16 protein-coding genes are annotated in these 12,943 nt (G+C 43.8%); 8 read left to right on the top strand and 8 right to left on the bottom strand.

From position 1 onward, the window contains the following. Window positions 1-15: 15 nt before the first annotated feature. Window positions 16-639 (bottom strand): LysE family translocator, encoded by a 624-nt coding sequence (locus GVV58_RS05655; protein ID WP_005097872.1) that lies wholly within the window; start codon window positions 637-639, stop codon window positions 16-18. Window positions 640-742: 103 nt separating this feature from the next. Continuing rightward, window positions 743-925: an NF038215 family lipoprotein gene (locus tag GVV58_RS05660; RefSeq protein ID WP_159516138.1), complete on the bottom strand. Its 183-nt coding sequence runs from the start codon at window positions 923-925 to the stop codon at window positions 743-745. A 178-nt stretch (window positions 926-1,103) separates the two neighbouring features. Here GVV58_RS05660 and GVV58_RS05665 point away from each other — a divergent pair, with 178 nt between their 5' ends. Further along, window positions 1,104-1,985: a pyridoxal-phosphate dependent enzyme gene (locus GVV58_RS05665; RefSeq protein ID WP_005169651.1), complete on the top strand. Its 882-nt coding sequence runs from the start codon at window positions 1,104-1,106 to the stop codon at window positions 1,983-1,985. Here the strand turns inward: GVV58_RS05665 and GVV58_RS05670 are convergent. After that, on the bottom strand, window positions 1,982-2,305 hold the full coding sequence (locus GVV58_RS05670; RefSeq protein ID WP_005169649.1) for a hypothetical protein: 324 nt from the start codon (window positions 2,303-2,305) through the stop codon (window positions 1,982-1,984). The two genes, GVV58_RS05665 and GVV58_RS05670, sit on opposite strands and share 4 nt — an antisense overlap. A 191-nt stretch (window positions 2,306-2,496) precedes the next feature. On the opposite strand from GVV58_RS05670, the gene GVV58_RS05675 reads away from it, so the two are divergent. Further along, a complete protein-coding gene (locus GVV58_RS05675) occupies window positions 2,497-3,696 on the top strand; it encodes an NAD(P)/FAD-dependent oxidoreductase (protein WP_159516139.1) in 1,200 nt (399 codons plus the stop codon). 29 nt (window positions 3,697-3,725) lie between these two features. Here GVV58_RS05675 and GVV58_RS15445 read toward each other — a convergent pair whose 3' ends face one another. The 4 genes from GVV58_RS15445 to GVV58_RS05685 all read right to left on the bottom strand — a co-directional run bounded on the left by GVV58_RS15445 (window position 3,726) and on the right by GVV58_RS05685 (window position 6,698). Beyond that, entirely contained in the window at window positions 3,726-3,878 is a 153-nt protein-coding gene (locus GVV58_RS15445; protein ID WP_167381268.1) for a hypothetical protein, read from the bottom strand. Between the two features lie 125 nt (window positions 3,879-4,003). Further along, a complete protein-coding gene (locus GVV58_RS15450; RefSeq protein ID WP_005097883.1) occupies window positions 4,004-4,171 on the bottom strand; it encodes a hypothetical protein in 168 nt (55 codons plus the stop codon). A 68-nt stretch (window positions 4,172-4,239) separates the two neighbouring features. Next, entirely contained in the window at window positions 4,240-6,189 is a 1,950-nt protein-coding gene (locus GVV58_RS05680) for a mechanosensitive ion channel (protein WP_074383455.1), read from the bottom strand. Between the two features lie 203 nt (window positions 6,190-6,392). Further along, complete coding sequence (locus tag GVV58_RS05685; RefSeq protein ID WP_005097890.1) at window positions 6,393-6,698, bottom strand: hypothetical protein; 306 nt, start codon at window positions 6,696-6,698, stop codon at window positions 6,393-6,395. A 566-nt stretch (window positions 6,699-7,264) separates the two neighbouring features. On the opposite strand from GVV58_RS05685, the gene GVV58_RS05690 reads away from it, so the two are divergent. The 5 genes from GVV58_RS05690 to GVV58_RS05710 all read left to right on the top strand — a co-directional run bounded on the left by GVV58_RS05690 (window position 7,265) and on the right by GVV58_RS05710 (window position 11,139). Continuing rightward, on the top strand, window positions 7,265-7,687 hold the full coding sequence (locus tag GVV58_RS05690; RefSeq protein WP_005097893.1) for a hypothetical protein: 423 nt from the start codon (window positions 7,265-7,267) through the stop codon (window positions 7,685-7,687). Window positions 7,688-7,980: 293 nt separating this feature from the next. Then, window positions 7,981-8,913 carry a transporter substrate-binding domain-containing protein gene (locus tag GVV58_RS05695; RefSeq protein WP_005169644.1) on the top strand — a complete coding sequence of 311 codons (933 nt, stop codon included), beginning with the start codon at window positions 7,981-7,983 and terminating at the stop codon, window positions 8,911-8,913. Between the two features lie 59 nt (window positions 8,914-8,972). Next, the gene (locus GVV58_RS05700; RefSeq protein ID WP_074383457.1) at window positions 8,973-9,716 is read left to right on the top strand and encodes an amino acid ABC transporter permease; all 744 of its coding nucleotides are present in this window, start codon (window positions 8,973-8,975) and stop codon (window positions 9,714-9,716) included. Next, on the top strand, window positions 9,716-10,399 hold the full coding sequence (locus GVV58_RS05705) for an ABC transporter permease subunit (protein WP_159516140.1): 684 nt from the start codon (window positions 9,716-9,718) through the stop codon (window positions 10,397-10,399). The genes GVV58_RS05700 and GVV58_RS05705 overlap by 1 nt, the downstream gene beginning before the upstream one ends. A gap of 14 nt (window positions 10,400-10,413) precedes the next feature. After that, window positions 10,414-11,139: an amino acid ABC transporter ATP-binding protein gene (locus GVV58_RS05710; RefSeq protein WP_171063342.1), complete on the top strand. Its 726-nt coding sequence runs from the start codon at window positions 10,414-10,416 to the stop codon at window positions 11,137-11,139. Between the two features lie 70 nt (window positions 11,140-11,209). Here GVV58_RS05710 and GVV58_RS05715 read toward each other — a convergent pair whose 3' ends face one another. Next, the gene (locus GVV58_RS05715) at window positions 11,210-11,971 is read right to left on the bottom strand and encodes a ferredoxin--NADP reductase (protein WP_100355586.1); all 762 of its coding nucleotides are present in this window, start codon (window positions 11,969-11,971) and stop codon (window positions 11,210-11,212) included. An 85-nt stretch (window positions 11,972-12,056) separates the two neighbouring features. Between GVV58_RS05715 and gigC the strand changes: the two genes are divergently transcribed. Then, window positions 12,057-12,935, top strand: a complete 879-nt coding sequence (gigC, locus tag GVV58_RS05720; RefSeq protein WP_159516141.1) for a LysR family transcriptional regulator GigC — start codon at window positions 12,057-12,059, stop codon at window positions 12,933-12,935. Window positions 12,936-12,943: the final 8 nt, after the last annotated feature.

The following is a 12,943-nucleotide window of genomic DNA, read 5'->3' on the forward strand; positions in this document are numbered from 1 at the left end:
CTTCAAGTGTTGAAACTATTTCATTCCGAAAATAAGTTTTAGTCCGAGCACGGTCATCACCGCACCTGCTGCCCGGTCAAACAATGCCTTAAACTTTAAATACACACGGCGCGGCTTTTCAGCAGAAAGTGCGACAGCCACGAGTGAGCACCAGCCAGCATCAATAAAGAAACATAAAATGGGCAAAGCAAAGTAGAAATAGTTCGGAATTTCTTTTGGTAATAAGGCGGTAAAAATACTGGCCAGCACAATCGCAATTTTTGGATTCGACAACTGCGTGATTAAACCTGTGGTAAAAGCGCGACGTAAAGACATCTGTTTGGTAATGCTCGAATCTGCCTCAATCGGATCTTTGGCATGCTTAATAATTTTAAAAGCCAGCCAAAGTAAATATAGCCCCCCACAAATTTTTAAGGCCAGATAAGCCGAAGGCACAGCCAGCAAAAATGCCTGCAAACCCAGTACTGCCAGCAAACCGAAAATTGCTGCACCTAGACCAGTTCCCAGTGCAGTAAATAAACCATGTTTACGTGAAATCGCAATTGAATTTTTTGCCACATAAATAGAAGTCGGCCCGGGACTCATTGCACCTAACATCAGGGCAACAGCAATTGAGCCTAAAATCCAGAATGATTCCACGAGATAACCTGACTTAAAAATTGAAGGATTATTTTAAGCAAAAACCGGATGATTTGCTTTAAAAATTTCAGTATTGGTCAGGAATTTTAGTTACTGTAATGGCTTACTGTTTTAACTGATCCTGAGCAATGAATTGCGTGCCTAACAGTTGGTAATCCTGATCATGTACCGGTACACCGCCAATAATCATGGTACGGGTCTCTGTTTTAGGTTTATTCATCGCATCATCACAACCCGACAAACTGAGCATTACGCCGACCAAAACAGCATAGGACAATATTTTCATTATTCTACCCTCCTCAGGGTTTCCTGTATTTAGATTAGCATCCCTGCTTAAATAATCAGCAGAATATTTGTGACATTCTGCGTCAATTTTTATCTCATGCCTGAAAATGACTTATTCTCAATCCCTGATCTTTACTGCTTTCGCTATAATGGCCGAATAACTGACTGTGTTAATTTTTATGTTTGCAGAGATTGCCCAAAATATTCCCGATCAACAGATTAATTTTCACGATATTATTTTAACAATACGTCGTCTGGATCTGGTACATCCGCAAATTTCAGGCAACAAGTTTTTTAAACTGAAATACAATTTTCTGGAAGCACAAAGACAGGGTTATCGGCAGATTCTCAGCTTTGGTGGTGCGTATTCCAATCATATTGCGGCCACTGCATTTGCCGCACAGCAGTTTGGTTTTCAAAGTGTGGGGATTATTCGGGGTGAGGAGCTGGCCCATCGGCCACTCAATCCGACTTTAGCCACCGCACGGCAGTTGGGGATGCAGCTACATTTTGTCAGTCGTGAACACTATCGTCGCAAGCAACAGCCTGAGTATCTGGCCGAAATCGCACAACAATTTCCTGAGCATTATCTCATTCCTGAAGGTGGAACCAACGCTTTGGCCATTCAGGGCTGTCAGGAAATTTTAAGCCCGCAAGATGCTCAATTTGATGTGGTTTGCTGCGCAGTAGGCACTGGTGGAACCATCACTGGTCTGATCGAAGCCAGTCAGGCGCATCAGCAGGTTTTAGGATTTTCAGCGCTGCAAGGCTCATTTTTAAAAGATGAAGTCGCGCAACTAACCAGCAAAACCAACTGGACTATTCTGGATGATTATTGCTGTGGCGGCTATGCCAAAACCAGCACAGCCCTTATACAGTTTATTCGGGATTTTGAAACCGAATTTGCCATTCCACTAGAGCAGGTCTATACCGCTAAAATGTTGATGGGCATCTTTGATTTGATTGAAAAAGATTATTTCCCAGCAGGATCTAGACTGCTGGTGATTCATAGCGGCGGGTTGCAAGGCCGTAACATGGATACTATTTCTACAATTGCTTAAGCCTGAATCGGTTGATTATTATTCAGCGCAATCATCCCTTTGACCAAGCGGTAGATATGCCAGATAAAGACCAGAAAGATGATTAGAAATCCGATCAAGATCATAGTTAATAAGCCACCAACAATATAACCCAGCAAACTGACCCAGAAGGTTTTAATCTGCCAGTCCACATGACTTTCCAGCCAGGTGCCGCGCATTTCATCACGTTTAATATAGTTCATGATAATGGCTATAAATGGGGTCACACCCAGAAAAAACCCCAGAATATAAAGAATATAACTGATCAGGTTGTATTGTTTTAGATCCTCTGACGTTGCCATAAGCCCTGCCTTATTATTGTGATTTTTGTAAAACTGTACAAAAACTATGCATGATTTTAAGCCGACTTACAAATATTTTATGTTTAAACTCTAATACGAATCGGCAATCAGCCTGTTGATTGTTCAGGAATAGAGAAAGCGGAAATAAAATTGTCTATAATGCTTTCCTTTTGTTCTCCCTCGAGTGTTTTATGTCTTCCAAGCAATACGATGTTCTCGTCATAGGTGCCGGTGCTTCAGGTTTAATGACGGCGTATATGGCTGCACAACGTGGGCGTAAAGTCGTAGTGGTGGAAAAAGCCAATAAAGTTGGCAAAAAAATCCTGATGTCTGGCGGCGGTAAATGTAATTTTACCAATCTGGAGATCGAACCAAGCCATTATATTTCGCATAATCCACATTTCGTGATTTCAGCATTAACGCGTTATAGCAATTGGGACTTTATTGGCCTGGTCTGTGAATATGGTATTGCTTATGAAGAGCGCAAACATGGACAACTGTTTACCCTCAATGGTGCAAAAGATATTCTGTCAATGCTATTGGCAGAATGTGACAAGACCGGTCTGGTCGATCTTAAAACCAGCTGCGAAGTAAAGGCAGTCAATCCGGTCGATGATCAAGGCTTTCAAGTCGCTACATCACTTGGATATTTTGAGGTTGAATCTGTAGTAGTGGCATCCGGCGGCTTGTCCATTCCGACGCTGGGCGGTTCGGGCATTGGCTATGAAATCGCAAAACAGTTTGGACATCATGTTTATCCGACCCGTGCCGGTTTGGTGCCCTTCACTTTCTCTGATGGATTTAAGGAAGTGACCACTCGTTTAAGCGGGAATGCCGTAGAAGCGACCCTTTCCAATGAGCTCAACAGTTTTACCGAAGCGCTGCTATTTACCCATCGCGGTTTAAGTGGCCCAAGCTCCCTGCAATTGTCCAATTACTGGAATGTTGGTCAGAGTTTTAAGGTCGATTTCTTACCAAGTGCAGATTTACTGGATTTCTTTAAAAGCAAAAAACAAAGCCAGCCCAAAGTGTTATTACGCACCTTAGTCAATGAATTTTTACCGAAAAGTGTCGTGGCTGAATTACAGAGCCTGATCTGGGCTGAGGTCGCAGAAACCGTAATTGGTAATATCAGTGATAATCAACTGGAGCAGATTGCGACACGGCTGCATGGTTTTGAAGTGAAACCATCCGGAACAGAAGGCTACCGTACTGCGGAAGTGACTTTGGGCGGTGTGGATACCAGCGAGGTTTCTTCAAAAACCATGGAAAGTCAAAAGCAGAAAGGCCTGTATTTTATTGGTGAGGTGCTGGATGTTACCGGACATTTGGGCGGCTATAATTTCCAATGGGCATGGTCATCTGCGCATGCCGCATCGGAATATATTTAATCAATAGATCATCAAGACTGATATTTAGTTCATTCCAGATAATCTGTCTTAAACAGCTTGAGATTGGCCGTATTTCCTAAACGGTCAATCGTCAGCTGCATTTTTCGAGTGGCTTCTCGCAAATATAGCGGTGCTTCATCTGCTGAAGTGTTCTTGAATGTATATGATAGTGTTTGCCACATGATGTTGATCTCCCTTTTTTATATTTTTAATGCAAGAAGAATACCAAAATCATTTTGGTATTCACCTGAATATTATATATTTCTTAAAGGCCAAATTCTATTGTTTGTTATTCAGCAGAATTCTTTCAGTTAAATTCGTCTGTATCAGGTATTTTCCTATCCAGCGCTCGCTCTGACTGCTCGTCCTGTTTGCTCTTCACAAAAATAAATCGATAGGCCGCGGTAAAAAAGCCAATGGTAATTCCCGCGATAACCAAAGGAGCCAGAACTTTGTTGGGTTTCTTGCTATTCATTTATTTTTCCTCGTGACTGAAAAAAATCGACCACATGAGCGTGGCCGATTTTGGTTAAAAATGACAGGTTATTTCAGGTCATCTTTTTTCTGAGTGGAACGATCAATATCGACATTTGGTTCTTTTTCTCCGGTTGAACCAAATGGATTATTGACTGGCGGATGAGTCGGATCGACTTTTACTGAATCAGGTACGGCTTGATCCGCATCCGGATTGACCGGATCAATACCCAATGATTCATCATCCTGCGGTGCAGTGGTGAGGATTGCCGGTGTGGTATGCGATAAGTCCGTACTCATTGGCGTAGTACCCTCTGCGTCTGAATCTTGATTTGGCACAATACCTGCTCCTGGCGTAGTGGTTGAAGAATCAGTAGTACCGGTCATGTTTTGTGAACGGTCGGAGTATTGTCCCATTGATGTATCTGTAGAACCCATCCCCATCGCTGCACCTGTCGTGCCTGCCATGTCCGTTGTACTTGAAGTACTCTGAGTACCTAATCCTGAAAATATGCTGTTTTCAGCTTGATCTTTGACTGGATTCGGTTCTTTGGCTTCGCGTTTTGCTTTATCAATCAGATCTGTTAAAACTCGCTCCGCAGGCTGACGACCACCCAGACCAAAAGCCAGAGCAAATGCTACTGCGACAGCACCCAGCGTTAAACCAAATGCCAGGTTCACAATCGAGTCGGCAATACCCATGGCACGTAGACCCATGGCAACGACCAAGCCCATAATCAGGACACGCACCAGATTCGCTAACCAGCGTGAGCTGTTATATTCACCGCGTTGTACGATGTTCGCGACAATATTTGCCAGCCAGAAACCGATCACCAGAATCACGGCACCGAGCAAGATGTTGGCGCCGAAGTAAATAAACATCGCAATCAGGCCGCTCACCTGTTCAAAGCCGAGACGGTCTGCTGCTTCGGACACTGCAAATAACATGGTGAACAATACGATCAGATAACCGACCACACTCGAAAGTTTAGTGGTGCCTAAAAAACGCTGTACATCCAGTTTGGCAGGAATTTCATCAACACCTGTACCCGATACCACTTCAACCACCAGACGTGCGACCAGTTTAGAGACCACATAAGCCAGAATCAGAATTAAGGCAGCAGCAATAATATTCGGAATGGCATTCATGATTTCATACAGCATCGCCGTGGCAGGCTGAGAAATCGCTTCGACACCCAATGCTTCAAAAGCAATAATCAATGCAGTAATGATCACGACAGCGAAGATGAATGAACCAATCACCTGTGCCACATTGGAATTTTTGAAAATACCTACTTTTTCAGCTTGTTGTTGTACATTCAGACTGTTTAATAGGCCTTCAACAATACCGCGAACAATTTTTGCCAGAATATAACCGACAAAAATGATCACTGCAGCAATAAAGATATTTGGTAAGTAGCTTACGACATCAGTCAGCATATTCTGAACTGGTAACAACAGACCGTTGAGTCCCAGAATAGACAGTACGATTGGCAAGAACAGTAATAAAATTAACCAGTAAGCAATTTCACTGATGTTCTGACTAATGGGACTGACACCCACTTCAGCACTGAGTTTTTCGTCTAGTTGGGTTCGGTCAAGTAGCTTTTGTAGCCCTATTTTCACCAGGTTGGCGACAATCCATCCTATGAATCCGACTGCAATTGCACCTAGTAACTGCGGGATAAATAACAGGAATTGCTGAATCATATTACTGAAAGGACCACTGATACTGGTCAGGTTGAGTACATTCAGTGAACCAATTACGGCAATAATCAGAATAATCCAGAACACCACCCGGGCAATAATACTTTCGATATTAGAGCGATGGCCTGTCGCCGTATTTAAATGTGTATTGGTTCCAAGTTTTTGCAAGACTTTCTTGACTGCTGCCGAAACCAGTAATGCAATGATCCAACCAATGACTAATATGGCAATTGCACTCAGAATGGGATGAAACTGATCCCAATAATACATGGCGTCGAAGCCGCCACGCGGACTTCTCATATAATCATTCATGTTGTTTTACCCTCTTTGTTATTAAGCTATTTATCTGAAATCGGGAGCCTATCCTTGAAACATTCAGCCCCTTCTTCTTTCGGATTCACCTTCAGATTTGATGTTTTTAGACTTGAGCCAGCTAGCTATCATTAGCTTAAACATCACAATATATTGCAAAAAAGCCCCAGTGGTTTCACTAGAGCTTTTGATATATGTCTGAGTTATCGAGCCGCCTGTGCATCATCTGTCGCAGTTGCTGTTGCTTCTGTTCCATCACCTAGCGTTGCAGTAGCTTCTGTAGGTTCACCGACTGGAGTCGTATTGTTTGGTGTCGCAGGTTGCACATTAGGGTTCGGATGTCCAGCAGGTGCATCATTTGCGTCTGGATTCATGTCAGCAAACATATAGAACAGTAATGCCAGTAAAAAGATACCTACCAAAATCAAGATATAAACAGGAATACGCTTTTTTTGCGTCACTGCTGTCTGATGATCTAAAGGTGGTTTTTTATTGAAATCATCGACCATAACCATCCTCACTCTTTGTTATTCATAAGTAGATTTTTAGCATAACAAGCAGTTAAAACAGCTTCTGTGACAAAACATGGTGAGATGGTGACGGGATGTAAGTTATATGTATGAATAATATTTAGAATAATCTTTAAGCAATCGTGCTCATTTTTAATTCACTGATCGCTACTGGTTGATGGTGAATGGGTTTAACTCAGTATTATCCTGCTATTCATTTTCCCCTCATGTGAATGACATAGAAAATTACTGGCAGATCAACACATCTAATCGCTTGAATAATTGCAACACTATTCGCTTAAACCTTCTTATAGAGCTATATAAAGCGTATCAGAAAAAAAAAGGCTCTATAATCAATCTGATAATGAGGTTTAGCTTCTCCATTCTTTTCCAATCCCAGTTTGCTTGAGTTGCCTGAGTGGTATGCAGTCCTTTGAAATTCAAGAGCTTCAGTACGCGACCTCAGGGCAGAACCAACACTAAAATTTGCGCTAAACAATAGCACTGCTCAGTTTCTATAAAATGGGCTATAATGTGTCCCTCATTTTTTTATTTCATCGAGCTCTATGGCGTATCGTCAACAAAGTGTATCGTTGGATCTTGACACTGATGTCACCCACCAATGCACTTTGCATCATACTCGCGATCAGCATCTGATCGGGATTATCGAATTCAGTAAACCGAGTTTTGCACTGCGCTGGCAAGACCTGGAGTATTTCCGTCGTCGTACTGAAGAGTTTTCCGTGATGCCTTTCCCGGACTGTGTCAACGCAATGATTATCGATATCCGAGATGTAACAGCATGGCTTGACAATGAAGTGCCAATTATTCCATGGCGTTTATTGGAAGAGGATTGTCCGGTACGCTTAGTCGTCCCTGCGGATCGTCTTGAGCACTACGCTGGATTCTTTGAACCGACCTGGCTCAGTTCCGATGTCGAAACGGCCATTCAAGAAATTCGTGAATCGATGGATATGTTTGTGCATTAAGCTTGAACCGATAAAAAAACCTCCAGTTTGGAGGTTTTTTTGTGACTTTTTCTTTCTTATGCTTGTAGTTCAATCTCTTTATTTATTTGCATTCCTTTGAGCATCCCACAGATTTCCTTTTCTGATTCAGTAACATTTCAGCAATAAATTCAGCTTGAGTCATGCTTGAATCATCAACTAAGATGAATATAAACGAATACTTAGACTTTATAGCAATAATCAGAATATTGTCTTAGCAGCGCCTGAAAACGGGCGTACTCATAATAATTGAAAATGAAAAATGGAGTTTCACGATGAAAACAAAGACTCAATTCGCTACGCTGCTGTGTGCCAGTGCCCTGACCTTGGGACTGAGTGCCTGTAGTGATAATCAGGCACCAAGCAATCAGCAAGGCAGCGAGAATACTTCTGGCACGCTCAATAAGATCAAACAGTCCGGCACGATTGTATTAGGTTATCGTGACTCCTCGATTCCATTTTCTTATATCGCTGACAATCCGAATCAGCCGGTCGGCTATGCCCATGACCTGCAATTAAAAGTGGTCGAAGCCGTCAAACAAAAGCTGAATCTTCCTGATTTAAAAATCCGCTACAACCTGGTGACCAGCCAGAACCGGATTCCACTGGTCTCCAACGGTACGGTTGATCTGGAATGTGGCTCGACGACGAATAATAAGGAACGCCAGCAACAGGTCGATTTCTCTGTCGGCTTTTTTCAAGTAGGTTCCCGTCTATTAACCGCAACCAATTCTGGTATTCAAGATTTTAGCGATCTGAAAGGCAAAAAACTGGTGACCACTGCCGGCACCACATCGGAACGCTATATTCGTCAGCATGAAAAAGAATTGGGCATTGGTGAAATTATTTCGACCAAAGACCATGCAGAATCCTTTTTAATGCTGCAAAGTGGCCGTGCTGCTGCCTTTATGATGGATGACATTTTACTGGCGGGAGAAAAATCCAAGGCTAAAAATCCGCAACAATGGCACATTGTAGGTACAGCGCCCATCAATGAAATCTATGGCTGTATGTTACGTAAGGGAGACCCCGAATTTAAGCAGGTGGTAGATGACGCGATTAAAGCCACATATAGCTCCGGTGAAATCAATAGCATGTACCAGAAATGGTTCCAGTCGCCAATTCCACCGAAAAATATCAACCTGAACTTTGCCATGTCTGATGACTTGAAGGCCCTGATCAGCACCCCGCATGATCGCGATCAATAGATTCTGAATCTTATTCATCTGCTTAAGCATCACCTGTTTAAGCCCATTTTGGAGTGATCATGAATTACAGCTGGAATTGGGGTGTCTTATTACAACCGACCGGGATTGGTGATAGCACCTATCTCAACTGGATCATGACTGGCCTCGGCTGGTTAGCGGTCATTGCGATTGTAGCCTGGTCGATTGCCATGCTCTTGGGTAGCCTGCTGGGCATCATGCGCACCTTGCCCAGCCCAACGGCCCGGGCGATTGGTAGCGCTTATGTCACCATTTTTCGGAATGTGCCTTTACTGATCCAGTTATTTATCTGGTTCTATGTGGTTCCGAATTTTCTGCCGAACAGCATTCAAAGCTGGTGGATCAATGATCTGGGAGCCAATACCACGGCGCTGATTTCAGCCAGTATTGGTTTGGGACTGTTTACCGCAGCGCGGGTTTGTGAGCAGGTGCGTACCGGGATTGAAGCCATTCCACCCGGGCAGATCAATGCCGGCTATGCTATGGGGTTTAGCACCACACAATTATATCGCTATGTGATTTTACCGCAGTCTTTTCGCATGATCTTACCTCCCTTAAGTTCTGAGCTGACCAACTGTGTCAAGAACACCTCGGTGGCCTCACTGGTCGGGGTTGCGGAACTCATTTCCCAGATGAAAACCATCAGCGAATATACGCAAAATACCATTGAGATTTACACCTATGTCACCCTGATTTTTATCCTGATCAATGTCTGCCTGATTGGCTTGATGAACTTTCTGGAAAAGCGCCTTCAGGTGCCCGGTCTGATTGCGGGGACTAAATAATGGAATGGTTCACTGCATTTTTTCAGGATTTACAATTATCCGCACCTGCCCTATGGCATGGTCTGAGTATTACTTTAAAAGTCTTATTTTTTGCCACTATTGGCGGGGTCTTTATTGGCACCTTACTGGCATTGATGCGGCTGTCTTCAATCAAGGTGTTGAACTGGATTGCCAAGGGTTATGTCAACCTGTTCCGTTCAATTCCCCTGCTGTTGGTACTGATGTGGTTCTACTTCGCTGTGCCTTTTATCTATACTGGGGTGACTGGAAAATATCTGACCGTGGATACGGCACTGGTGTCCAGTATTGTGGCTTTTATGCTGTTTGAAGCCGCCTATTTTTCCGAAATTGTCCGTGCCGGAATCCAGTCTATTCCGAAGGGACAAACAGATGCGGCCTCTGCCCTCGGCATGAGCTATGGCCAGTCCATGCGCCTGATTGTACTGCCTCAGGCCTTTCGCAAAATGACACCGCTATTATTACAACAGACCATTATTTTGTTTCAGGATTCCACCATGGTGTATGCAATTGGCCTGCTGGACTTTTTCCGCACCAATTATGTGCGTGGTGACCTGATGGGTTTACTCACCCAATATATTCTTTTTGCCGGTTTGGTCTATTTCACCATCAGTATGATCGCCACCTATATTGTTAAAAAATTACAGCAGAGGTTAACTGTATGAACGAAGCCAAAGTCATGATTGACCTCCAGCATGTCAGTAAATGGTATAAAGATTTTCAGGTACTGACCGACTGTACCACCCAGATTCGGCAAGGTGAAGTGGTGGTGGTTTGTGGTCCTTCCGGTTCAGGAAAATCCACCCTGATTAAAACTGTCAATGGTCTGGAACCTGTTCAGCAAGGCAGTATTCTGGTCGATGGAATTAAAATTAATGATCCGAAAACCAATTTAAATAAACTAAGAAGTCGCGTGGGCATGGTATTTCAGCATTTTGAATTGTTCCCGCATCTCAGTATTACCGAGAACCTGAGCATTGCCCAGATCAAGGTATTGGGTCGTTCTGAAGCCGAAGCCAAACAGAAAGGACTTGCCTATCTGGATCGTGTCGGCTTAAGTGCACAGGCCAATAAATTCCCGGCACAACTTTCTGGCGGACAACAGCAACGTGTCGCGATTGCCCGTGCGCTGAGCATGGATCCGATTGCCATGTTGTTTGATGAACCAACTTCTGCGCTTGACCCTGAAATGATTAATGAGGTGCTCGATGTCATGGTCGGTCTGGCCAAAGAAGGCATGACCATGATGTGTGTCACCCACGAAATGGGCTTTGCCCGACAGGTTGCCAACCGGGTCATCTTTATGGATCAGGGAAAAATTGTGGAAGATTGCAGTAAAGATGATTTCTTTAATACAGCGCGTGGTGAGCGTGCCCAGCAATTCCTGAACAAGATTCTGCACTAAGCTGTCATTATTCACCTTGCAGATAAAAAAGCTCATCCAAGGATGAGCTTTTTTTATCTGCAATTCAGACTTACCAATAATTCTCGACTGCAATATTGCCTTCGCCACGCCGGTTCATGATCAGGCCACGGGCTTTTAAGGCTTCTTTGGTATCATCGACCATTTCCGGGTTACCGCAAAGCATGACATGGGTGGTTTGCGGATTGAGCTGCATACCTACGGCTTTTTCCAGTTCACCATTGGCAATCAGCACCGGTAAACGATCGTGCAAAGGTGCATCAGGCTCACGGGTAATAATCGGAATAAATTTAAATCCGCTATGTCCTTCGCCAAAGGTTTCGGCAATTTCCTGAATCCGTTCCACATAAGCGAGTTCAGCCCGGCTACGCACGCTATATACCAGATTGATTTTTTCGTATTTGCTCCAGGTTTCAAAGTCTTGCAACATGCACAGAAACGGTGCCAGACCAGTTCCAGTGCCCAATAACCACAAGTCTTTGGGTAAGGGCAACTGATAACGGGCCAGCGTCAGATAACCATAGGGAATTTTTTCCAGAAATAGCTCATCCCCTACTTTAAGGTGCTGTAAATTGGAGGTAAATTTACCTTCTGGAACCACAATCGAAAAAAACTCCAGAGTTTCATCAAAAGGAGATGACACCACCGAATAGGCACGAACCACCAGTTCATCTCCCACCTGCAGGCCAATACGCGCAAATTGCCCCGCAGTGAATTTGAAGTGTGCCGGGCGTGTCATGGTGAAACTGAATAATGTATTGGTCCAGCGGTGTACAGATAAAACTTTTTCTAGGCTAAATTTTTCAATTGACATGATTTCAACGTGGCATGAAAGACTGTGCTCATGGTAGCATGGCAATATAATTTATTAATATTTTTTAAATGTTAAGGCTCTACTCATGCGCATGACTTTACGCCAATTGGCTGTTTTTGTAGCAGTGGCACAAGAGGGTACCGTAACGAAGGCTAGCGATGCCGTCAAACTTACTCAAAGTGCGGCTAGTATGGCTTTAGCAGATCTGGAAGATGGTCTGGGTGCTCCATTATTTGACCGTCTAGGCAAACGTTTACAGCTCAATGACTTGGGGCGCTTTCTTCTCCCTCAAGCGCTGGAAATTTTAGGTCGATGCGAATCTTTTGAACAGGTTGCGAAAGGTGAGCTTCAAAGTATCGATTTACGTTTAGGTGCAACCCTGACCATTTCAGATTACCTGATTCCTGACCTGATGGCCGATTTTCTAAAAATTCAGCCTCAAGCGCATTTACAGCTGCAAGTTGGTAATACCCGTCAAATGATTGAAGCGGTGAATCAGTTCCAGCTGGATCTGGCCTTGATCGAAGGCTCCTGTCATCTGCCACAACTGCAATGTATCCATTGGCGCGATGATGAGCTGGCGGTGTGCTGTGCACCGGATCATCCCCTAGCGCAATTGAACCGTGAGCTGACCGCGGAAGATTTCAAATCTGTAGAGTGGATTCTGCGCGAAGAAGGTTCAGGTACTCGCGAAGTCTTTGATAATGCCATTTTGAAAGATGTGCCGGATGCCAATATCCGTCTGACACTTGGCCATAATGAAGCAATTTTGAAAATCGTAGCCGGCGGAATCGGCATGTCCTGTATTTCCAAACTTGCGATTGAGCCTTTACGCGAGAAAGGTCAACTGGTGATTCTCAATACTCCGTTCTGGTCTTTAACGCGTCCATTGTTTATGCTGGTACATCGCCAGAAATATCAGGGGCCAGGCCTGAGAGCCTTTATGAATTTTTGTGAAAGCTAAAATATTAG

It is taken from the genome of Acinetobacter sp. 18QD2AZ41W (assembly GCF_009829025.1).
GTDB lineage: Bacteria > Pseudomonadota > Gammaproteobacteria > Pseudomonadales > Moraxellaceae > Acinetobacter > Acinetobacter pseudolwoffii.

Excerpts from the sequence above, each read along its gene's own strand:
- GVV58_RS05710 (WP_171063342.1), top strand. The coding sequence starts at position 10,414 with ATGATTGACCTCCAGCATGTCAGTAAATGGTATAAAGATTTTCAGGTA.
- GVV58_RS05670 (WP_005169649.1), bottom strand. The coding sequence starts at position 2,305 with ATGGCAACGTCAGAGGATCTAAAACAATACAACCTGATCAGTTATATT.
- GVV58_RS15450 (WP_005097883.1), bottom strand. The coding sequence starts at position 4,171 with ATGAATAGCAAGAAACCCAACAAAGTTCTGGCTCCTTTGGTTATCGCG.
- GVV58_RS05685 (WP_005097890.1), bottom strand. The coding sequence starts at position 6,698 with ATGGTCGATGATTTCAATAAAAAACCACCTTTAGATCATCAGACAGCA.
- GVV58_RS05680 (WP_074383455.1), bottom strand. The coding sequence starts at position 6,189 with ATGAATGATTATATGAGAAGTCCGCGTGGCGGCTTCGACGCCATGTAT.
- GVV58_RS05705 (WP_159516140.1), top strand. The coding sequence starts at position 9,716 with ATGGAATGGTTCACTGCATTTTTTCAGGATTTACAATTATCCGCACCT.
- GVV58_RS05660 (WP_159516138.1), bottom strand. The coding sequence starts at position 925 with ATGAAAATATTGTCCTATGCTGTTTTGGTCGGCGTAATGCTCAGTTTG.
- GVV58_RS05715 (WP_100355586.1), bottom strand. The coding sequence starts at position 11,971 with ATGTCAATTGAAAAATTTAGCCTAGAAAAAGTTTTATCTGTACACCGC.
- gigC (WP_159516141.1), top strand. The coding sequence starts at position 12,057 with ATGCGCATGACTTTACGCCAATTGGCTGTTTTTGTAGCAGTGGCACAA.
- GVV58_RS05665 (WP_005169651.1), top strand. The coding sequence starts at position 1,104 with ATGTTTGCAGAGATTGCCCAAAATATTCCCGATCAACAGATTAATTTT.
- GVV58_RS05700 (WP_074383457.1), top strand. The coding sequence starts at position 8,973 with ATGAATTACAGCTGGAATTGGGGTGTCTTATTACAACCGACCGGGATT.
- GVV58_RS05675 (WP_159516139.1), top strand. The coding sequence starts at position 2,497 with ATGTCTTCCAAGCAATACGATGTTCTCGTCATAGGTGCCGGTGCTTCA.
- GVV58_RS05695 (WP_005169644.1), top strand. The coding sequence starts at position 7,981 with ATGAAAACAAAGACTCAATTCGCTACGCTGCTGTGTGCCAGTGCCCTG.
- GVV58_RS05690 (WP_005097893.1), top strand. The coding sequence starts at position 7,265 with ATGGCGTATCGTCAACAAAGTGTATCGTTGGATCTTGACACTGATGTC.
- GVV58_RS15445 (WP_167381268.1), bottom strand. The coding sequence starts at position 3,878 with ATGTGGCAAACACTATCATATACATTCAAGAACACTTCAGCAGATGAA.